The organism is uncultured Aliivibrio sp. (genome assembly GCF_946479765.1).
Classification (GTDB): domain Bacteria; phylum Pseudomonadota; class Gammaproteobacteria; order Enterobacterales; family Vibrionaceae; genus Aliivibrio.
On record NZ_CAMLHO010000001.1, the window covers coordinates 220,085 to 241,468 of the forward strand.

At 39.5% G+C, this 21,384-nt stretch carries 23 protein-coding genes; 10 read left to right on the forward strand and 13 right to left on the reverse strand.

All coding sequences use genetic code 11. The features are described from left to right. The first annotated feature begins 250 nt into the window (after positions 1-250). Positions 251-1,777, forward strand: coding sequence for a YifB family Mg chelatase-like AAA ATPase (locus Q1K78_RS01020; protein WP_300173456.1), 1,527 nt, complete (start codon positions 251-253; stop codon positions 1,775-1,777). Positions 1,778-1,917: 140 nt separating this feature from the next. Here Q1K78_RS01020 and Q1K78_RS01025 read toward each other — a convergent pair whose 3' ends face one another. The 5 genes from Q1K78_RS01025 to Q1K78_RS01045 form a co-directional block, all read right to left on the reverse strand. Further along, complete coding sequence (locus Q1K78_RS01025; protein ID WP_300173511.1) at positions 1,918-2,517, reverse strand: thiol:disulfide interchange protein DsbA/DsbL; 600 nt, start codon at positions 2,515-2,517, stop codon at positions 1,918-1,920. 98 nt (positions 2,518-2,615) lie between these two features. Then, positions 2,616-3,599, reverse strand: a complete 984-nt coding sequence (locus Q1K78_RS01030) for a serine/threonine protein kinase (RefSeq protein WP_300173458.1) — start codon at positions 3,597-3,599, stop codon at positions 2,616-2,618. Positions 3,600-3,657: 58 nt separating this feature from the next. Beyond that, on the reverse strand, positions 3,658-5,076 hold the full coding sequence (gene ccoG, locus Q1K78_RS01035) for a cytochrome c oxidase accessory protein CcoG (protein WP_300173460.1): 1,419 nt from the start codon (positions 5,074-5,076) through the stop codon (positions 3,658-3,660). 260 nt (positions 5,077-5,336) lie between these two features. Beyond that, positions 5,337-5,600 carry a YihD family protein gene (locus tag Q1K78_RS01040; protein ID WP_300173462.1) on the reverse strand — a complete coding sequence of 88 codons (264 nt, stop codon included), beginning with the start codon at positions 5,598-5,600 and terminating at the stop codon, positions 5,337-5,339. 117 nt (positions 5,601-5,717) lie between these two features. Next, positions 5,718-5,885, reverse strand: a complete 168-nt coding sequence (locus Q1K78_RS01045; protein WP_300173464.1) for a hypothetical protein — start codon at positions 5,883-5,885, stop codon at positions 5,718-5,720. Between the two features lie 241 nt (positions 5,886-6,126). Between Q1K78_RS01045 and Q1K78_RS01050 the strand changes: the two genes are divergently transcribed. Together Q1K78_RS01050 and Q1K78_RS01055 are read left to right on the forward strand one after the other, a co-directional pair. Further along, positions 6,127-6,915, forward strand: a complete 789-nt coding sequence (locus Q1K78_RS01050; RefSeq protein ID WP_300173466.1) for a sporulation protein — start codon at positions 6,127-6,129, stop codon at positions 6,913-6,915. A 99-nt stretch (positions 6,916-7,014) separates the two neighbouring features. Next, positions 7,015-7,662 (forward strand): hemolysin III family protein, encoded by a 648-nt coding sequence (locus Q1K78_RS01055; RefSeq protein WP_300173468.1) that lies wholly within the window; start codon positions 7,015-7,017, stop codon positions 7,660-7,662. An 88-nt stretch (positions 7,663-7,750) separates the two neighbouring features. On the opposite strand, the gene Q1K78_RS01060 is transcribed toward Q1K78_RS01055, so the two are convergent. The 5 genes from Q1K78_RS01060 to def all read right to left on the reverse strand — a co-directional run bounded on the left by Q1K78_RS01060 (position 7,751) and on the right by def (position 13,460). Continuing rightward, the gene (locus Q1K78_RS01060; protein ID WP_300173470.1) at positions 7,751-9,196 is read right to left on the reverse strand and encodes a TrkH family potassium uptake protein; all 1,446 of its coding nucleotides are present in this window, start codon (positions 9,194-9,196) and stop codon (positions 7,751-7,753) included. Between the two features lie 2 nt (positions 9,197-9,198). Further along, a complete protein-coding gene (gene trkA / locus Q1K78_RS01065; protein WP_300173472.1) occupies positions 9,199-10,575 on the reverse strand; it encodes a Trk system potassium transporter TrkA in 1,377 nt (458 codons plus the stop codon). A gap of 24 nt (positions 10,576-10,599) precedes the next feature. Continuing rightward, entirely contained in the window at positions 10,600-11,880 is a 1,281-nt protein-coding gene (gene rsmB, locus Q1K78_RS01070) for a 16S rRNA (cytosine(967)-C(5))-methyltransferase RsmB (protein WP_300173474.1), read from the reverse strand. Between the two features lie 102 nt (positions 11,881-11,982). Then, positions 11,983-12,930, reverse strand: a complete 948-nt coding sequence (fmt, locus tag Q1K78_RS01075; protein ID WP_300173513.1) for a methionyl-tRNA formyltransferase — start codon at positions 12,928-12,930, stop codon at positions 11,983-11,985. A gap of 20 nt (positions 12,931-12,950) precedes the next feature. Beyond that, positions 12,951-13,460, reverse strand: coding sequence for a peptide deformylase (def, locus tag Q1K78_RS01080; protein WP_300173476.1), 510 nt, complete (start codon positions 13,458-13,460; stop codon positions 12,951-12,953). 117 nt (positions 13,461-13,577) lie between these two features. Here def and Q1K78_RS01085 point away from each other — a divergent pair, with 117 nt between their 5' ends. The 4 genes from Q1K78_RS01085 to Q1K78_RS01100 are packed head-to-tail and all read left to right on the forward strand — an operon-like array spanning position 13,578 to position 16,827. Continuing rightward, complete coding sequence (locus tag Q1K78_RS01085) at positions 13,578-14,669, forward strand: LysM peptidoglycan-binding domain-containing protein (RefSeq protein ID WP_300173478.1); 1,092 nt, start codon at positions 13,578-13,580, stop codon at positions 14,667-14,669. Next, entirely contained in the window at positions 14,669-15,778 is a 1,110-nt protein-coding gene (gene dprA / locus Q1K78_RS01090) for a DNA-processing protein DprA (protein WP_300173480.1), read from the forward strand. Before Q1K78_RS01085 ends, dprA begins: the two co-directional genes overlap by 1 nt. 2 nt (positions 15,779-15,780) lie before the next feature. Further along, positions 15,781-16,254 carry a DUF494 family protein gene (locus Q1K78_RS01095; RefSeq protein ID WP_300173482.1) on the forward strand — a complete coding sequence of 158 codons (474 nt, stop codon included), beginning with the start codon at positions 15,781-15,783 and terminating at the stop codon, positions 16,252-16,254. A 12-nt stretch (positions 16,255-16,266) separates the two neighbouring features. Continuing rightward, positions 16,267-16,827 (forward strand): type I DNA topoisomerase, encoded by a 561-nt coding sequence (locus Q1K78_RS01100; protein WP_300173484.1) that lies wholly within the window; start codon positions 16,267-16,269, stop codon positions 16,825-16,827. A 50-nt stretch (positions 16,828-16,877) separates the two neighbouring features. On the opposite strand, the gene Q1K78_RS01105 is transcribed toward Q1K78_RS01100, so the two are convergent. Both Q1K78_RS01105 and purE read right to left on the reverse strand, forming a co-directional pair. Then, positions 16,878-17,990 carry a 5-(carboxyamino)imidazole ribonucleotide synthase gene (locus tag Q1K78_RS01105; protein ID WP_300173485.1) on the reverse strand — a complete coding sequence of 371 codons (1,113 nt, stop codon included), beginning with the start codon at positions 17,988-17,990 and terminating at the stop codon, positions 16,878-16,880. A 2-nt stretch (positions 17,991-17,992) separates the two neighbouring features. Then, positions 17,993-18,478, reverse strand: a complete 486-nt coding sequence (purE, locus tag Q1K78_RS01110; protein WP_300173487.1) for a 5-(carboxyamino)imidazole ribonucleotide mutase — start codon at positions 18,476-18,478, stop codon at positions 17,993-17,995. A 202-nt stretch (positions 18,479-18,680) separates the two neighbouring features. Between purE and Q1K78_RS01115 the strand changes: the two genes are divergently transcribed. The 3 genes from Q1K78_RS01115 to Q1K78_RS01125 all read left to right on the forward strand — a co-directional run bounded on the left by Q1K78_RS01115 (position 18,681) and on the right by Q1K78_RS01125 (position 20,388). Continuing rightward, complete coding sequence (locus Q1K78_RS01115; protein WP_300173489.1) at positions 18,681-19,238, forward strand: L-threonylcarbamoyladenylate synthase; 558 nt, start codon at positions 18,681-18,683, stop codon at positions 19,236-19,238. 64 nt (positions 19,239-19,302) lie between these two features. Then, entirely contained in the window at positions 19,303-20,124 is an 822-nt protein-coding gene (gene aroE / locus Q1K78_RS01120; protein WP_300173491.1) for a shikimate dehydrogenase, read from the forward strand. Further along, the gene (locus tag Q1K78_RS01125) at positions 20,125-20,388 is read left to right on the forward strand and encodes a DUF1488 domain-containing protein (protein ID WP_300173493.1); all 264 of its coding nucleotides are present in this window, start codon (positions 20,125-20,127) and stop codon (positions 20,386-20,388) included. On the opposite strand, the gene Q1K78_RS01130 is transcribed toward Q1K78_RS01125, so the two are convergent. After that, a complete protein-coding gene (locus tag Q1K78_RS01130) occupies positions 20,381-20,929 on the reverse strand; it encodes a gamma carbonic anhydrase family protein (RefSeq protein WP_300173495.1) in 549 nt (182 codons plus the stop codon). The two genes, Q1K78_RS01125 and Q1K78_RS01130, sit on opposite strands and share 8 nt — an antisense overlap. Between the last annotated feature and the right edge of the window lie 455 nt (positions 20,930-21,384).

Below are 21,384 nucleotides of genomic sequence, written 5' to 3' on the forward strand. Positions count from 1 at the left end.
GCGGTGACCTGAATCACCACGAGAATGTTAATAATAAGAATATTCAGTTGAGCAAAAAAGGTCATTTAATCTGTCCGTAAGCGTGTTTTTTTGATAATTCGTTACATTAACTTAGTGGTAACACAGACATGGCTCTCATGACAAGAAAAAACTCTCATTTTATTCACAATTCTTGTTCATTTAGCGCTTATATATAACAATTCAATAAAAAGCGTAGAAATACTCGCTTTATAAATCATTGGGCAGGGAAATGGGATTAGCAATTATACACAGTAGAGCGTGCGTTGGTGTTGAAGCGCCAGAGGTGACCGTTGAAGTACATATCAGTAATGGAATGCCAGGATTTAGCTTGGTGGGATTACCGGAGACCACCGTTAAAGAAGCAAAAGATAGAGTGAGAAGTGCGATAATTAATGCGAACTTTGAGTTTCCATCAAAACGAATTACGGTCAATTTAGCGCCTGCTGATTTGCCTAAAGAGGGTGGTCGATTTGATCTCCCTATCGCTTTGGGTATTTTGGCTGCGTCGGATCAGATCCCTGAAGTGAAATTAGAGGGCCATGAGTTTGTGGGAGAATTGGCTCTCTCGGGAGAGTTACGTAAAGTTAAAGGAGTACTACCTGCTGCATTAGCGTCATTAAAAGCGAATCGTTGTTTGGTCGTCCCTGACGATAATGGTGATCAAGCTGCATTGGTTGGTCGGGATATTCATAAATCAGCCTCTCACTTACTGTCGGTGTGTGGATTTCTATGTGGTCAACAGCAACTCGGTTTATTTGTATCCCCGAAAGTAGAAGAGCAAGTTGATTCTCTAGAGCGAGATCTACAAGATATTATTGGCCAACAACAGGGAAAGCGTGCTTTAGAAATTGCAGCGGCTGGTGGACACAATCTATTGTATCTCGGCCCTCCCGGCACAGGAAAAACCATGCTTGCTTCTCGTATGAGTGATTTGTTACCTGAAATGACCAATGATGAAGCGCTTGAAACAGCGGCGGTGGCATCATTAACTCATCAGCATATTAATGAGTCTAATTGGCGTGTTCGCCCATTTCGTTCGCCACATCATTCGAGCTCTATGGCTGCTTTGGTTGGTGGTGGTTCTATTCCTAGGCCGGGAGAAATTTCATTGGCGCATAATGGTATTCTGTTTTTAGATGAAATGCCGGAGTTTGAAAGGAAGGTGCTCGACTCATTGCGAGAGCCATTAGAGTCTGGGGAAATTGTTATTTCTCGTGCTGCCAGTAAAACGAGGTTTCCAGCCCGCTTTCAATTGGTTGGAGCGTTGAACCCGAGCCCAACCGGCTATTACGAGGGGAATCAAACAAGAACTAACCCTCAATTGATACTTCGTTATCTTAATCGAATTTCAGGGCCGTTACTTGATCGTTTTGATATGTCGTTAGAGATCCCGCTCTTACCTAAAGGGACATTAACAGAGGGTGGCGATAGAGGTGAATCAACTCAAAAAATAAAAGAAAGAGTACGTGTTGCGCGCGCCAGAATGCTTGAACGTAGTAATAAAGTGAACGCCTTATTAGGCAGTCGAGAGGTCGAGAAGTATTGCCCATTAGCCAAGGAAGATGCGGCATTTTTAGAGAATACACTTCATCAGCTTGGACTTTCTATTCGTGCCTATCATCGAATCATTAAAGTATCGAGAACCATTGCTGATTTGGCGGGAGAAGATAATATTCAACGAATTCACTTGGCTGAAGCGGTAGGTTATCGGGCGATGGATCGGCTATTAAAGCAGCTAACTGCTCAAGCGGTATAATCTTGTAGATAAATGACTTATGGAAAGAAAAGGATGAGTACCTGCAAGGTGTGTTAAATAAATGAATTCAGATATATAAAAAAGGGAGCGAATCATCGCTCCATTTTAGTATTTATTGTTTTTAAGATAATACCGTTGTATTACTTTTTAAGTAACCAGTTTACTAACTCGTAATATTCTTCAGCACTTTGAATTTTACCTGGTTCGACAAGGTATTTGTTGTTAACGATAAGAGCAGGAACGCCTGTTAGACCGCTGTCTTGGAATGCTTTATCAAAACGATTAACCATAGAGTTAATTGCAAAGCTATTGTAAGTACCATCAAACTCGTCAGCGTTCACACCTTCATCTAGGAAGATTTGACGAATTTCTTGTTCATTACGTGGGGGCTTATTCATTGTGTGGATACGATTGAAGAAAACTGGAACCATTTTATCGTCAACACCAAGAGAAATCATAGTGGCGTAGGCTTTGCTCATTGATAGACCCATGTTTCCACCCATGAATGAAACGTGTGTTTTCTTAAAGGTAGCATTCTCTGGCAGTGTTTTTTTCAAACCCTGAATTAGTGGTTCAAAGCTACTACAGTGTGGGCAATAGAAAGAGAAGAACTCGTTTACTGTTGGTGTTTTTGATTCAGGAAGGTCTAACACTTTATAGTAGTCACCTTCTGTAAAGTTTGCTGCATTAACTGAAAAACTTAGCGCTAAAGCACCAAACAGTGCCATTATTTTCTTTATCATGTGTAATTTTCTCCAATCCATTTGTGTTTGTTTTATTATTTTAGCTTGTTATGCCTATTAATGTTTATCTGCATAATTGCTTATTCAGGGTTGTATCACCACTGTGGCATCAGTTCTAAAGGGGCCTCATTTAAGGCCGCTATTTGTTCTTTAAATCCGAGTACTTGGCTTTCCCAGTATTTTGCATCGGCAAACCATGGGAATGCAATGGGAAACGCCGGATCTTGCCAGCGTTTTGCTAGCCATGCCATGTAGTGTACCATTCGTAGACCACGCAATGGCTCAATTAGTTTCAGTTGGCTGTGGTCAAAATCGCAATATTCAGAATAAGCTTCAACGAGAATATCTAACTGAACTAACTTATCTTGGCGATCTCCATTTAACAGCATCCATATATCTTGTGCAGCAGGACCGTTTCTTGCGTCATCTAAATCGACGAATAGTGGGCCATCACGCCATAAAATATTACTTGGATGGCAATCACCATGTAAGCGAATGGTTTTACTTGGTTGCCAATGTTGCTCTATCTTGCCGATTAGCATGTCTAAATCAGAGAAAAAGCTATTTTCTAAATAAGAAGGAATAAATGAACTGTTTTCCAATAACTTTCTTGGTTGATATAAGTATTCATCTAATCCAACAGTTGGGCGATGAGTAAATAGTTCAGACTCTCCAACCTTATGTATTCTGCCTAAGTATCGTCCTACCGATTCAAGCTGATCAAAATTATCCACTTCAAATGTGCGACCACCTAAACTATCAAATAGAGCAAACCAATAGCCTTTAGCAAAGTGAAGCGTTTTGCCATTTATTTCTATTGGTTCGGCTACTGGGATATCTTGTTGTACAAGTTGTTTAGAAAATAAGTGCTCTTCTAAAATTTGAACTTCTGACCAACGTTGAGGGCGGTAAAATTTTACAACATAACGACGTTTTTCTTCATCGCTGAATTGATAAACACGGTTTTCATAACTGTTTAGCGCTAGAAAACCAGATTCTGCTCTTACGCCTATTTCTGCAAGGGCGTGCCACAATAAGTCAGGGGTAAGCGTACTGAAGTTAAAGGCGTATTCAGACATAGTGTTTTCTCAAATAAAAAGGGCTCTTTATGAGCCCTTTGAGTCAATAATAGAGTGATTATAGCGGTTTAAAGAAACGGCTTTCTGCTTTTATCACTTGTTGGTCATCATTTTTAATTTCAAAAATAATGGTAGTAATAGGGGCTGTTAAATTATCAGCACTGATACCTAAACTGATAGGTAAACTAAATACTTCACCAGGGTCGACATTAACACTGTCAGAACCATACCAAGTCACCCCTTTCAAACCAATAACAGACAGATGGTAGTTTTGTTTTTGTTGCGTCTTATTAATAATTTTTAAAGTATAAGTATTTTCTACTAAACCGGTGCTATTGATCCGTGATAGTTGGTTTCTATCGCGTAATACATCAAGCCCCATAGGCTCTACCGTCGCTATTTGAGCAAAGAACAAACCCATCATTAAAATCATGACAATGCCATAACCAATCAGTTTTGGTCGCATAATATGAGTTTTGTGTCCTGCTAATTTATGCTCAGTGGTATAGCTGATTAGGTCTTTTTCATAACCCATTTTATCCATGGTTTCGTTACATGCATCAATACAAGCACCACAGTTAATGCATTCATATTGTAGGCCATCTCGAATATCAATACCTGTTGGGCAAACTTGAACACACAAATTACAATCAATACAGTCGCCTAATCCTAATTCTTTATGATCTTTCTTGCGGGATCTTGGGCCTCTAGCTTCACCTCGTTTAGGATCATAACCAACAATATAAGTATCTTTATCAAACATTGCAGATTGGAAGCGAGCATAAGGACACATGTGTAAGCAAACAATCGATCGCATCCACCCAGCATTACCATAAGTACAGGCGGCAAAAAATAATATCCAGAACGCAGGTAAGAAATCACTATTAAAAGTGAAGAAATCGACCACTAATTCTTTTACTGGAACGAAATAGCCAACGAAAGTTAATCCTGTAGCAATAGCTATTGCAATCCAAGCGATGTGTTTTAAGGTTTTTCTGATCAGTAAATTAGAGGTCATTGATAGCTGATCTTGTTTACGTCGCTTATTGGCGGGCCCTTCTAATTTTTCTTCAAACCAAATATACATAAATGTCCAAACGGTTTGAGGACAGAGATAACCACACCACACTCGGCCTAAAAAGGTGGTAATAAAGAAGAGACCGAAAGCCGCTATAACAAATAAAAGAGCGAGTAATGTGAGATCTTGAGGAAATAAAGTCGTACCAAAAAAGTTAAATTGTTGGCTGCCAATATCTAATAAAATGGCTTGGCGATCACCAAATGAAATCCAAGGCGTTAAAACAAAGAGAGCAAGTAAAAACCAACCGCCATAGCGACGTAACTTTTGAAAGGTCCCCTTACTTTGTCGAACATAAATACCTGAATTGGGGTTAAAGCGATCACTGCTAGATTTATGTGTTTTTGGATTAAATTGTTTTGGAGTCACATCTTTGATGTCGATCTTATCCTGACTCATTATTCTTCCTATTATTTTTTATGGGTATCCCAACGTAATTTATTGAGCATAACTACTTATTTGTTTGAGATATTAGGACATTGCGGCTGAATTATAGCCTGATGAATAGGTAGAGTTCGTAAGAAGGTTCAAATTTAGTTAAAAAAGTGTGTTTTATTTGGGGAGTAAACGATCGTTTTTATTGAACTACCCAAGTAAAGGTTATTGAAACGGTTTCAGAATTACTTGGGTATAGAGTAGAGGTTGGCGTTGTTGGTTACTTATAGTAGCCCACGAGCTCTTAAAATAGCGGTTTTAAAATCATCTTCTTGATCTTTTGCAAGACCTGGGATCATTTCTGTTTTCTCGCTGTTACGCATTTTTAGATGATAAATAAGAACGTCATCGGTTAAGTCTTCTAGTTTTCCTTCGTACTTAGTTTCCTCTGCTAGTTTTACAATGAACTGCATAAGATTAAGTTCAGGTTCTTTTTTCCATTCTGGGTGGATTAATTCGATTAATTCATTAACGCGGTGACATTTCATTGAGCATTCTCCCTATAATTATTAGGGTTAGTATATCTAAGTTATAAAGGATGTTAAGTACGATATAACGGTTGTTTTAAGAAAAAAAAAGCGCAACCAGTAGGCCACGCTTTTTACTTATGCCGCGAATGAAACTTCTTTAGGTGTTTCTGTTTTTTCTGAAACTATTAAAGTCATTTCAGGGACGTTCTTTTTTGTTACCGCAACTTTTACAAAGTGGCTGCGACGACGATCCACACTGTGCGTTGAAGCAGAGCGTGAGAACCTGACAGTCATAGGACGCATTGTTGATCTCTATAGCCAGGCACTTCCTTGGCCAAATTAATGACCTAACTATTTATGAGTTACATCAAGATGAAACTCTCTTCTAGCTTTCGCAATCCAAATAAATAGTCAGGATTATGTGTTTAAAAAACACTCATTAAGGGTACCATAAACTGTCAATTAGTCGAGGTGCATCTCAACGTAATTTTACGATCTAGGCGATAATAACAGCATAAAAACATGGATGAGTTAGGAGATAAAAATGTCTTTTTTTAAGAAAACGTTGGCGTCGTTAGGCATTGGTTCTGCGAATGTAGACACGATCATTCATCAAGAAGTTTTGATCCCAGGGCAAAAAGTGTTGGTAACGATTGAAGTGACTGGTGGAGCGACAGCTCAACAAATTGATAATATTGATTTGAAGTTATGCTGCCAATATAAAAAAGAAGTTAAACGTAATCGTGATAATAGTTCTCAAACACAAATTATAAAACAAACTCATGTGTTGGCAGATTGGAGCTTACCTTATGCGTTTATGATAGAGCCAAAACAAGAGCGAAAATTTGAGATTGAATTAGATTTACCACTCAATACCCCAGTGACAATTGGTGAAGCAAAAGTGTGGGTGCAAACAGGGCTGGATATTTCTTTAGGACTGGATCCAACAGATAAAGACCCAGTTACGGTACGCCCAGAACCACTGCTTGATGGTGTGTTAACCGCGTTAGAAACTGAAGGGTTGCGAATTCGTCAGGTTGAGTGTGAATATGTAAAAGGCTTTGATCTTCCTTTTGTACAAGAATTTGAATTTGTTCCTTTTGATGGTCCATATCATGGCCGCTGGCGTGAGCTTGAATTAATTACTCATAGGAAGAATGACGAATTAGAACTGTGGTTTGAGGTCGATAGAAGGCATCAAGGAGGAGTGTTGGGTTTATTATCTTCAGTGTTAAGCAATGGAGATTTAAAGCGTAAGTTAGTGATTCCAACACAACTATCTCCAGAAGATGCTGGTCAACAAGTTATTGATTTTTTAAATCAAACAACATGATTTATTATTTTGATGAGAAACTGACATGTTTAAGCTTACAACTGTACGCTTAAATGTGTCATACTTATCTTATCGAGTAATCACTCTATGGGATAATTAATGTCTACTCCTGCTCCTTATTCAAAAAAAGAAGAATTAGCCAATAGCCTAACCCATGGTTTAGGACTTATTTTTGGTGTTGTTGCATTAATATTATTGCTTGTAAAAGCACATGCTGTTGATGCTGATTGGCTAACAATGGCGAGTATGTCTGTTTACGGCCTCAGTATTATTTTGCTGTTTTTGGCTTCAACGCTATACCATTCTATTGCTGCGCCTAAAGCAAAACGCTTATTAAAAACCCTTGATCACTGCGCAATATTTTTGCTTATCGCAGGTAGTTACACCCCATACCTTTTAGTGAGTTTACGTACTCCCCTAGCCTATTGGCTAATGGCGGTTATTTGGGCTATTGCTTTGTTCGGAATTATAGGCAAGATCGTTTTTGTCTATCGATTTAAAAAACTGTCACTCATTACTTACCTTGTTATGGGTTGGTTGTCTGTTATTGCGGTTTACCAATTAGTGATTCATATCGATATTAATGGCGTTATTTTATTAGGCCTTGGTGGTGTGATTTATTCTCTTGGGGTTATTTTTTATGTAGCGAAGAAAATCCCATATAATCATGCCATTTGGCACCTATTTGTATTAGGTGGCTGTATTACTCAATTTTTATCGATTTATTATTACGTGAAACCTGTATAAGTAAGTGTATTTTTCATATAAAAAATGGCGCTAGAGATACTTTTTCAAGAAACTCTAGCGCCATTATTGTATCTATTGAAAAGCTTAATTATCCTTTCCAGAACGCAGGGAAGAATAAAACTAATACTGTTAAAATCTCCAACCTTCCCATTAGCATACCAATACTTAATATCCACTTTGCCGCATCAGGCAGTGTAGCAAAGTTTCCTGTCGGACCAACAATGTGTCCCATACCGGGGCCAACGTTAGCTACTGCGGTAACAGCACTGGTTATGCTGGTGACGGGATCAAGTCCCAAACTGCCTAATAGTGCAGAGATAACAATGATGGTTAGAATGAAAGTAAAGACTAAAGCAACCACTGAACGTGTAATGTCATCTGTCACTGGACGTCCGTTATAACGTTGAACAAAGATCCCTGATGGATGGATGAGCTTCATCATTTGTTTGTTGAGCATGGTTGAGGCAATTTGAAAACGGAAAATTTTAATTCCGCCCGCAGTTGAGCCAGAACACGCACCTGTTAACATTACAAAAGCAAAAATGATGGCAGGAAAGGCCCCCCACGCGGTGAAATCATCTAAACCAAAGCCTGTCGTTGTCACTACCGAAATGATGTTAAATACAGAAACTCGTAACGCATCCATTACTTCATAATCATTATGAACCACCAGCCACGCTGCAATTAATAAACTGGTGATTAAGATTAATTTAAGATAGCCAACCACTTGGGCATCTTTAAATAGTACTTTAGGATCGCGCTTTTTAAGTACTTGAATGAATAGTAAAAAAGGCAACCCACCAGCAAACATAAAGAAAGAGGCAACCCAGTGAGTGCTATTCGAGAAACGATTCATTGAGCTATCAGAGGTAGAGTACCCCCCAGTAGATAAGGTAGTAAAGGCATGGTTTATTGCCTCAAAAGGTGTCATCCCAGTAACCAAGTAACTTAAAAAACATAAGAGCGTTAAACTTAAATAGACACTTACGATGTATTTGGCAACGTATTTGGTTCTTGGAGCACTTTTATCTGACCAATCGGAAGATTCAGTTTGGAACAATCGCATACCACCGACATTAAGCATCGGTAGGATAGCCACTGCCATTACGATAAAGCCGACACCGCCAAGCCACTGTAATGTTGAACGCCATAACAAAATGCTCGGAGCCATCTCGTCAAGACCGCTTAAAACGGTTGAGCCAGTTGTGGTGATCCCTGACATGGTTTCAAAGTAAGCATCGGTAAAACTAATGTGGTTAATGAACACAAAAGGCAGGGCCGCGAAAGCACTGGCAATTGTCCATACAAGGGTTGTGATAAGGAACATATCCCTCACGTTCATTTTAAACTGTTTACTGCGGCCCAAAGTTAAACAAGCAAATGCCACTACGTGAGTAATAGCAACCGCTTGTGCAAATTCGATAAATCCAGCAGTACCAGTAAATAAGGCGACGAGAGTTGGGATATACATGAATAGGGCGAGCTTAGACAGCACAAGCCCTATAACAAATAAGATCGGTTTGTAGTTAACCATAATTACAAGAAGAACGGGCTCGGTTGGAATAAGCGTTCGACATCCTGAACGTATTTCTTATCCACTAGGAACATAACAACATGATCATCCTGTTCGATCACGGTTTTATCGTGTGCGATGAGAACTTCTTCACCACGAACAATCGCACCAATAGTCGTACCTGGTGGAAGTTTGATATTTTGTATTTCTTTACCAACCACTTTAGAGGTGGTTTCATCACCATGAGCAATCGCTTCAATGGCTTCTGCTGCACCACGACGAAGAGAAGAGACGTTTACGATATCAGCACGACGAACATGGGTTAATAGCGCCGAAATGGTCGCTTGCTGTGGAGAAATAGCTACATCAATTACGCCGCCTTGAACTAAATCAACATAAGCGCTACGTTGGATTAGTACCATTACTTTCTTTGCGCCCATGCGTTTTGCAAGCATGGCTGACATGATGTTTGCTTCATCTTCGTTGGTTACTGCAATAAAGACATCGACTTGGTCGATATGCTCTTCACTGAGTAATTCTTGATCGGCAGCATCACCACAGAAAACAATGCTGTCTTCGAGCAGTTCTGATAACTGCTCTGCGCGTTTCATGTTACGTTCAATTAGTTTAACGCTGTAGTTTTTCTCTAAACGTCTCGCAAGTCCTGCACCGATATTACCGCCACCAACAATCATGATCCGTTTGTATGGGCGCTCTAGACGCTGCAATTCACTCATTACAGAACGAATGTGATTGCTTGCCGCAACAAAGAAAACTTCATCATCGGCTTCAATAACTGTCGTGCCTTGAGGTCTAATAGGACGACCTTGACGGAAAATAGCTGCAACACGTGTATCAATGTGAGGCATGTGGTCGCGAAGCGCTGATAATGCATTCCCAACCAATGGGCCACCATAGTAGGCTTTTACAGCAACAAGACTGACTTTCTTTTCAGCAAAGCTTGCTACTTGGAGAGCGCCCGGATATTCGATTAAACGCTCGATATAACCAGTAACTAATTCTTCAGGAGCAATCAGGTGGTCAACCGGAATGGCATCTGATTGAAATAAGCGTTCTTTTTCTTTTAGGTATTCAGGTGAACGAATACGAGCAATACGGTTGGGGGTGTTGAAAAGGGTAAATGCGATCTGACAAGCAATCATATTGGTTTCATCAGAGTTGGTTACAGCAACCAACATATCCGCATCTTGCGCTCCCGCTTCTCTTAATGTATCAGGATGGCTAGCAAACCCTTGAACAACGCGTAAGTCATACTTATCTTGCAGCTCACGTAATCGCTCTGAGCTTTTATCTACAACGGTAATATCGTTGTTTTCGCCCACTAAGTTTTCAGCTAATGTACCGCCAACCTGCCCTGCACCTAAGATTATAATTTTCATACCGATTGCTCGCTCGTGAGTCGATTATGCTTTTTGTAGAACGGCGTAATAGAAGCCATCCATATTTTCTTCACCAGGAAGAATTTGACGTCCAGGTTTCGCTGGGTCTGTATTATCCACTAGAGATGCGGTTTCAGTACGTTCTAAAAAGGCTTTTACTTGATCACAGTTTTCTTGCGGTGTGATTGAGCAAGTTGCATACACCATAGTGCCGCCTGATTTTAGTTGTAGCCACATTGCATCAAATATTTCACTTTGCAGTTCTGCAAGAGCTTTGATGTCTTCTGAACGACGTAACCATTTGATGTCTGGGTGACGACGAATGACCCCAGTTGCAGAACAAGGCGCATCTAATAAAATGCGGTCAAACTGTTCGCCCTGCCACCATTGTTCAGGATAACGAGCATCACCACAAATTACTTTTGCGGTTAAATTAAGACGTTCTAAGTTTTCATACACGCGAGTTAAGCGAGTTTCATCACAGTCGATAGCAACGACATTTGTGTTTTTAGTGCGCTCTAGAATGTGCGCCGTTTTACCACCTGGAGCGGCACAGCAATCTAAAATCAGCTCACCATCTTGTGGTTGTAGATACTCAACAGATAGCTGTGCAGCGGCATCTTGTACGGATACCCAACCTTGCTCAAAACCCGGTAAGGTAAATACATCACGCGCTTTATCTAATAACAAAGCGTCAGTTGCTTGGCTGTGAGGGGTTACTGCAATCTCTTCTTTTTCAAGCAGTGCAATGTATTCATCACGAGTGTGGTGTTGGCTATTTACTCGTAACCACATAGGTGCTTTGCTGTTGTTTGCTTCAACAATCGATTCCCATTGTGTTGGGTACGCTTCTTTTAGCATTTTAAGCAACCAACCAGGGTGACCGTATTTACCTGAATCGTGACTGATTGATTTTGCATCTAATTCTTCTTGGCTACGTTGGTAGCTTCGAAGTACACCGTTGATCAAACCACGCAGTTTTGGACCTTTTAGGTTTTTAGTGCCTTCAACGGTTTCGCCTACCGCAGCGTGTGCAGGAATACGCATGAAACTAAGTTGATAAATACCAACTAGGATCAGATGATGGAAAACACGTTGCTTTCCTTTTAATGGTTTATCCATTAAGGATTGAGCAACCGACTCTAAACGAGGAAGAAAGCGCAGTACGCCGTAGCAAATTTCTTGCAATAAGGCTTGGTCACGAGGCTTGATCTCAGATTGAGCCTTTGGAAGCGCTGAAGAGAGAGAATGACCCTGATCGACAACTTGATAAATAACTTTGGCTGCCGCAGCACGAACGTTCATGTCATCACCTAAATATGATTGGCAAAATAAAATGGCAAATACGATATTTGCCATTTAAAAAGTAAGGTGGCGATTATGCCACCTTTTTTATGTTTTGAAGAGTTAGTTCAGTGTATTACCCACTTCGAACCATTCTTTACGAGAATTCAAAATATCTTGAACCCCCATTGCTTTCTTTCCGGGTACTTGCAGTTGTTCAAATACGATCGCATTTGAGCTTGTTGCTACATAAATACCCGTTTTATCAGCTTGAATGATGGTTCCTGGCGTTGCATTACCTTGGTAGTGTTCAACGCGAGATTGCCATACTTTGATCGCTTTATCGTCAACAGAGAAGTGACTCATTGGCCAAGGATTAAAAGCACGAACACAGCGTTCAATGACTTCTGCATCCATTGTCCAATCGATTTTAGCTTCTTCTTTACTGAGTTTTTTTGCGTAATTGGCTAGATCATCGTTTTGCTTCTCAGCAACCGCTGTGCCATTTGCTATCGTAGATAAACAATCAACTAAAGCAACAGGACCAAGCTCTGCCAACTTGTTGTACATTGACGCACTGGTATCTGTTGCTTCAATCGGGAGCGTTGCAATACTTAGCATGTCACCAGTATCTAGACCAATGTCCATTTGCATAATTGTCACGCCAGTTTCAGCGTCGCCAGCCCAAATTGAACGTTGAATTGGAGCAGCACCACGCCAGCGAGGTAAAATAGAACCGTGAACATTAATACAACCTAGCTTTGGTGTATCAAGTACTGCTTGTGGTAGTAATAAACCATAAGCAACCACAACCATTAAATCTGCATTTTGGTCAGCTAATTCTTGTTTCACGTCATCGCTTTTAAAGTTCTCTGGTTGGAAAACTGGAATCGCATGCTCTAGTGCCAATTCTTTCACAGGACTTGCTGTGAGTTTCTTGCCTCGACCTGCAGGACGATCTGGCTGTGTATAAACGCCAATAATCTCGTGATGAGAATCAAGTAGAGCTGCTAAGTGGCGAGCCGCGAAATCAGGCGTACCTGCAAATATAATGCGTAAGGGTTTGTTCAAGTTAACCTCGGTCATCATGACTAATTTTTTTCGTTGAATTTTTTGATTTTTTCTAGCTTATCTTTGATGCGTTTGCGCTTTAATGGCGACAAGTAATCAACGAATAATTTACCTTCAAGGTGATCTAATTCGTGTTGCACGCAGATTGCTAGTAAATCATCAGCATCAAAGCTAAATTCATTTCCATCACGATCCAATGCCGTTACTGACACTTCAGCAGAACGAGGAACCATTCCTTTTGCGCCAGGAACAGATAAACAACCTTCTTCTATACCGTCATCACCACTTTTTTGTGTAATAACAGGATTGATTAATACCATTGGTTCATCGCGTGTCTCTGATACATCGATAACCACGATACGTTGATGGAAATCGACTTGCGTTGCAGCAAGGCCAATGCCTTCTTCGTCATACATGGTTTCAATCATGTCATCGATGAATGTTTGGATTTCAGGTGTTACTGTTTTTACCGGTTTTGCTACGGTGCGTAGACGGTCGTCCGGGAACGTTAATACTTCTAATACGGCCATAATTACTCTAAATGTTGAACTGTGCCGAAAACGGCATAAACCTAATAGCTCCAATTCTAGACATTTTATTGAGCAAATGACAGCATCTGTTGATATGTCTGATAAGGAAAGCGGACCATGTTTAAAAAATTGTTTATATTTACTTCATTATTTAGTGCGATTGCTTTTTCGCCTTATTCATCAGCACTCAATGATAAGTTGATGTTAAAAAAAGAGTATCCCAGTAGTTACATCGTAAAACCTGGGGATACATTATGGGATATATCTGCTTTATTTTTAGATGATCCTTGGGTTTGGCCAAAGCTATGGGAAATTAACCCTGATATTAATAATCCTCACCTTATTTACCCTGGAGATAAATTAAGTATGACTTGGCAGAGTGGTCATCCTATTTTAACTATCAAACCACTAAAAAAAATATCTCCTCAAATTCGAACATTGGTGAAGACTCCAGTGCCTACTCTTAATCATGATCTTATTGTGCCTTACTTACAGTCCGATAAGCTGATAGATGCGGTAAGTTATCAACAAGCTTATCGAGTATTAGGAACGAGTGATGGTCGACAGTTTTTAAGTGCCAATGAACGAGTTTATGTAGATGCTGAGTTATCACATAGAAAATGGGGCATTTATCGTATCGTGGGCGAATTTACTCGCAGTGATACAAAACAAGTGTCGTATGCTTTACGTTCTGTTGCGGTGGCTGAATTGACTGATGTTTCAGAGAAAATAAGTGGACTAAAGGTTGTGAAACAACATCAAGAAATTGCAATTAACGACATGGTGTTACCGATAGCTTCTAGTGATATATCCTCTGGTTTAATTACCACATTTCCTCCATCACCTGCTCCTGAAAATATAAAATTATCCATACTCGGATCTATTCATGGTGGGAAATATTTAGCGGTGAATCAAGTCGCTGTCGTTGATAGAGGGAGTAACGATGGAATACAGCAGGGCAATATGTTTTCTCTTAAAGAAAATGGTCATGTTGTGAAGGGAAAGAAAGGTGAATATTTTTATGATCTTAATAAAGGCGATAGCGAAAAAGGAATTCAGCTTCCTCAAGTAACGATTGGTGAGTTAATTATTATTCGCCCCTATGAAGCATTTAGCCTCGCTTTGATAACGAGAAGTGAAACGGTTATTCACCAAGATACCATCGTACTTTCTTCTCCTGTTTCTTTTTTAAATAAGGATAAGAAATAATGTCTGATCCGGAATGTCACTTATCTGCTTGGTTAACGTTGTGCTTCTGCCCGCGAATTGGCGGAAAGATCATGACTCGATTACTCACTATTGATTCAGCAGAGAATATTCTTCAGTACAGTACCGATAGATTACGATCTCTTGGACTTTCTTCTGCTCAAGTTGCTTATCTACAGCAGCCGATAAATAAAGAGGTTGAGAAGTGTTTAGAGTGGCAACAGGAAAGTGAGCTAAATACCATTTTGTCATTAACCAATCCGTTATATCCTAAATTGCTTTCTGAAATTAGTTCGCCTCCTCCAGTATTGTTTGTTAAAGGAGAGGTTCTTACATTATCAGAACCACAAGTTGCTATTGTTGGTAGCCGTAATGCCAGTTTAGAGGGGTTAGATTGTGCTAAGCAGTTTGCTCGCTCTATAGTTCAACATAATTACGTGGTAACCAGTGGCTTAGCTTTAGGTGTTGATGGTTATGCCCATCATGGTGCGATTGAAGCGAAAGGTAAAACTATCGCGGTATTAGGGTCTGGATTGGAAAAAATATATCCTGCCAAACATCGCTCATTGGCACATCGTGTTATTGATAACGGTGCGCTTGTTTCTGAGTTTCGACCTGACGCACCACCAAGAGCAGATAATTTCCCAAGACGCAATCGTATTATTAGTGGTTTATCTACCGGAGTGCTTGTTGTTGAAGCGGCAGAACGTTCAGGATCTTTGATTACAGCAAGGTATGCAAATGAGCAAGGGCGTGAAGTTTTTGCTCTTCCTGGTTCAATACAAAACCCAACAGCTCAAGGTTCGAATGGTTTGATTAAGTCAGGGGCTAAATTGGTGTCTTCACCGGAGGATATTTTTGAGGAGATTGGATCACTCACGGAATGCGCAATATCTCATCAACCGTCATTATTCGAACAAGAAGTTATCACAGAACAATTGCCATTTCCTAAAGTGTTCGCTACCGTAGGCAGTGAGGCGACGCCTGTTGATATAATAGCAGAGCGATGTCAGATGCCTGTACATGAAATCATGATGCAATTACTTGAATTAGAGTTGCAAGGTTTCATCACTGCAGTCCCAGGTGGTTACATTAAAAAGCGGAGGGGCTAGCCATGATGGATGTTCTTATGTATCTATTTGAAACATATATCCATAGTGATGTTGAACTCAGTGTAGATCAAGAAAAATTAGAAGACGAGTTACTTAAAGCGGGATTCCACCAAGACGCAGTTTATAAAGCGTTGGATTGGTTGGAAGATTTAGCACGTTTACAAGAAGATGAGTTTTATACACATCTAGAGCAAAGTACATCAACTTCAATGCGTATTTATACTCAACAAGAAATTGATGGGATTGATACTGCGTGCCGTGGATTTTTACTTTTCTTAGAGCAAATTAAAGTTCTGACCAGCGAAACCAGAGAAATGATTATCGAACAAGTCATGGCTTTAGAAACAGATGAATTGTCGTTAGATGATTTGAAATGGGTAGTGTTGATGGTGTTATTTAACGTCCCTGGTCAAGAGAGTGCTTATACGCAGATGGAAGAGTTACTTTATACTGCTGATGTAGGCATGGCGCATTAAGGATTCTGTTCGATGTCTGGAAAAATAGATAAGCAATTATTTAAAGCACATGAACACGCTTTAGAGCATGAATCTTGTCCTGAATGTAGTGGTGAATTAGCTATTCGCTATGGGAAAAGGGGCCCATTCTTAGGGTGTCAAAATTACCCAGAGTGTAGTTATATTCGTCCATTAAAAAGTAATGATGGACATGTAGTTAAAGAACTTGGCATCCCTTGTCCTGAGTGTGAAAGTGAATTAGTACTAAGACAAGGCCGTTATGGGATGTTTGTTGGTTGTTCTTCTTATCCAGAGTGTTCGCACATAGAGTCATTAGAGCAGAAAAAAGAAGAGTCGAAAGATCATATTGTTTGCCCAAGCTGTCAGAAGGGACTTTTGCATGAAAAAAAATCACGTTTTGGTAAAACATTTTATGCGTGTGATGGATATCCAAATTGTCGCTTTGTCGTTAATTTAGAACCACAGAATGGTAATTGTCAGGTGTGTAATTTTTCTTTATTACTGAAGAAAGATACGGCAGCAGGAGCAAAGCTTGTTTGTGCGGATAAAAAATGTAGTGCGATACAAGAGTAACTCGATAACTATGTCTTAAAATAGATAAGAGTTACTCTATATCAATGATGTTATGCAAGAACAGGAAAAGCATCGTGGTCTAATATTACCGATAGCTTATCTAATTCTTTTTGTAGATCTTCTGAAGACGAGGCACATACATTAATGTGTCCCATTTTTCTTCCTGCCCTTTTCTCTTTCCCATACCAATGAACATGACAATTGGGCATGGTGAATATATTTTCAGGTAACGTATCTTCGCCTAAAATATTGATCATTGCTGTTGATCTAAGCAGTTCAGTTCCGTTTAAAGGTAAATTACATACCGCTCGAATATGCATTTCAAATTGACAAACATCAGCACCTTGTTGTGTCCAATGACCTGAGTTATGAACTCGTGGTGCAATTTCATTTACTAATAGCTGGCCATCGACATCAAAGAACTCAATCGCAAGAACACCAATATAGTTAAGTTTATCAGCGATAGCTGAAAACATCTTGTCGGCTTGCTGCTGTAATTCACTTGTTCCTTCTAACGCTGTTGATAACGCAAGTACGCCATCAACGTGAACATTCTCAGTTAGAGGGTATGTCACCATTTCGCCATTTTGGTTACGAGCACCAATCAATGAAACTTCACGATTGAATGGAATAAATTGTTCAGCAACCATTGCTTGGTTTGGTGAGCTTTTTATCAGCTCTTCCATTTCATCCCAAACTTGGTCTATTTGATCGTGTTCTTTTAAGCGCCATTGGCCTTTTCCGTCATAACCGCCAAGCGCACTTTTTAATACCATTGGGAGCCCAACAATATCAATTGCTTTTAAGAAATCATTTTTTGTATTTATGATGTGGTACTTCGCATTAGATACTTCAGCGTTGTCCAAAAGTGTTTTTTCTAAGCGACGATCACCTCCTGCTTTTATGGCATCGGGATTTGGCTGGAATTTACCACTTTGACTACATACTTCGAGAATATCGTGAGGAATATGTTCAAACTCTGCAGTAATAACGTCTACATCATTAATTGCTTGTTCTAATGATAAATTAATGAGCTGTTGAGTTAATGGATGTACAACACTTTGGTTATTTACATCATAAGCGATAATTTCAATATTTAATGGCGCACTTGCTAACGCCATCATGCGAGCGAGTTGACCTGAACCGAGCACAAGCACTTTCATGATTAGTCCTCTGATGGATCTGGGTTTGCTAATACGGTGTCTGTTTGTTCTTTACGGAATGCTTCTACTGCTGCCATTACGTCTTCATTTGATGTTCCAATGATTTGAGCAGCCAGAATACCCGCATTAGCAGCACCAGCTTCGCCAATTGCAAGAGTACCTACAGCAATACCTTTTGGCATTTGTACGATAGAAAGAAGTGAATCTATTCCTTTTAATGCTTTAGATTGAACAGGAACACCAAGGACAGGAATACTAGTAAACGCCGCTGCCATTCCTGGAAGATGAGCCGCACCACCAGCACCGGCAATAATAACTTTGATGCCACGATCTTTTGCTTGAGTTGCATAGTCAGCAAGTAACTGTGGAGTTCTATGAGCTGAAACTACTTTTGTTTCATAAGGAACATTAAAGCGATCAAGCATTTCAGCGGCTAGTTTCATTGTTGGCCAGTCTGATTTTGAACCCATGATAATACCGACTTTCATTGTGAACTCCTTGGATAAAGATATTGGCAATATATAAAAAGTTGGCAGCATTATATGGGTATTTGACATGAAGGGAAACGTTTGCGTAATGAAAAGTACAAGTTATTAACGATTAATGACAATTGAAAAATGGAAAGCAGTTGTTTGATTTGATCTTATCAATAGAATAGAGAGACTAATTTAGTCTAATAATGGTGTAAGTGTGAAGAATCTAGATCTAGTCGTAAAAGCCTTAAATAATGGTGATGTTATTGCCTACCCGACTGAAGGTGTTTTTGGTGTTGGCTGTGATCCAGATAATGAGTCTGCAATCCATAAGTTACTAGCAGTTAAGCAACGCCCTCAAGAGAAGGGACTAATATTAATCGCCGCCTCTATTGAGCAATTGCTTCCTTATGTTGATTTTTCTCAACTAGATAATAAACAAATAGAGCAGATAAAGTCGACATGGCCAGGGCCTGTTACGTGGATTGTTCCTGTAAACCAAAATACACATTCTTTAGTTACTGGTCAGTTTGACAGTATCGCAGTTAGAGTCACAGACCATGAACAAGTTAAAGCTATTTGTTTAGAATTTGGGAAGCCTATTACATCAACAAGTGCGAATCTTTCTGGTTATGAACCTTGCCGAACCGTATCTGAAGTTAAGAAACAGTTAGGTGATACCGGAGTCGTTATTTTTGAGGGAGAGGTAGGTAATAGAACTCAGCCTACGGAAATTCGTGATGCAAAAACAGGAAACACATTACGCCAAGGCTAATGCATCTATTATTTCTTTAAGGTAAGGTGACTTAATTAACGTTATTTATTGAAAGGAATCACTCATGGATAAGTATGCTGTTTTTGGTAATCCAATAACACAAAGTAAATCCCCCTTTATACATACCTTATTCGCACGTCAGACTATTCAATCTTTAGAGTATGTTGCTATTGAGGCTCCTGTGGATGGTTTTCTAGATGCCGTAACTGATTTTTTCGCTAACGGTGGGAAAGGTTGTAATATTACTGTCCCTTTTAAAGAGGAAGCATTTCAATTTGCGGATCAATTAACAGACCGAGCAAAACTAGCTGGTGCGGTTAATACATTAAAGAGATTGGATGATGGAATTGTCTTGGGTGACAATACTGATGGCGAAGGGCTCGTTCAGGATTTACTGCAATACCAAATCCCACTTCAAGATAAGCGCATTTTATTGATCGGCGCAGGAGGTGCGGCACGAGGTGTACTTCTTCCTTTATTAAAACAAAACCCCTCTTCTATTACAGTAGTGAATCGTACTTATGAAAAAGCAGAAACACTTGCTACTATCTTTTCAAATTACGGAATCATTAATGCAGTACCGATGAATGAGGTTGATGAATCATTTGATGTAGTTATTAACTCGACGTCAGCAAGTTTATCTGGACAGCTACCAGATATCAGTCCAACGATTTTTTCTAAAAATACGATCTGCTATGACATGATGTATGGGCAAGGAAAAACGGTATTTAACCAATGGGCGTTAGAACACCATGCACACCAAGCTTATGATGGATTAGGAATGCTCGTTGGGCAAGCGGCTGAAAGCTTTACTGTGTGGCGAGGTTTACGTCCTGGTGGTAAACAGATATTACGTGAGTTACGAAAAAATTTAGAAGGTATTTAAATGAATCAGTCGATCCTTTTCGGTGATGATGCTCAATGGAATGAAGAGACACAAGCCATTTTATTCTCTGCTCAGCAGATGGGAAACTTAATTCAATGCCGTGTTACTATTTCATGGCTAGAGTCTGAAAGTGGAGACGTCATAATAAATAATGCAGATGCATTACGTATTTTTGAAGAATACCGCTTTGATGTCGAAGAACAAGCAGAAGCATTGATAGAAGATGAAGAGTTCAATGCTTCTGGTGAAATTATCATTAATTAGTTTCTTCCTCTTCTATATAGTCATTTTTGAATGAAACGTAATTCATTGCCGATTTTTTTAAAAAGGCAATTTCTTCTACTGATAATTCTCTAATCTGTTTTACTGGGCTACCTATATAAAGGTAGCCACTTTTAAGGGTTTTATTTGGTGGAACTAAACTGCCTGCGCCAATGATGACATCAGATTCAATAATGGCATTATCTAAAACAATACTTCCCATCCCTACAAGTACACGGTTTTGTATTTCGCAACCATGAAGCATTACTTTATGTCCTATTGTTACATCATCTCCAATAAGTAATGGTGAGCCTTTTGGGTTATCTTGGCTTTTATGGGTTACGTGTAAGACAGACCCATCTTGGATATTTGTACGAAGACCGATAAAGATAGAGTTCACATCCCCTCTTGCTGCAACTAAAGGCCAAACGCTAGAGTCATCTCCAATTCTTATGTCGCCAATTAAAACACTGGATGGGTCTACATAAGTTCGTAAACCAAGAGTGGGAAAGATAGATTTATAACTGCGTAATGACGATGTCATATGATATCCCTTAAAAATGATAATTTACTGTTAATGAAATAGGATTATTTAGATAATTTAGCATTGATTTGTTCGTACTTTAACCATAAAAACATAAATATGATATTATCTTCAAAAAGAGCTTGCCAATGTGATCGAACTCTCTATAATTCGACCTCACTGACACGGAGAGCCCATCCCATAAGGGATTAGCAATTACGGTTAGTAAGATGGTTTAGAAATTAAGTTTCAAATAAGTGCTTGACACTGAGGCTTAATTCGATAAAATGACCGTCCTCTTCACAGAAAAGCGAAAACGCTTTGAAAGTAGAAGAAAAGCTCTTTAACAATTTGAAACCTATTAATCTGTGTGGGCACTTGTGAGTTGATAATCACTAGTTTGTTTTTACTTTTCGGAGTGAATGCAAACAAAAATAATCAATGAACTGAGTGACTACACAAAATTACTTTTATGT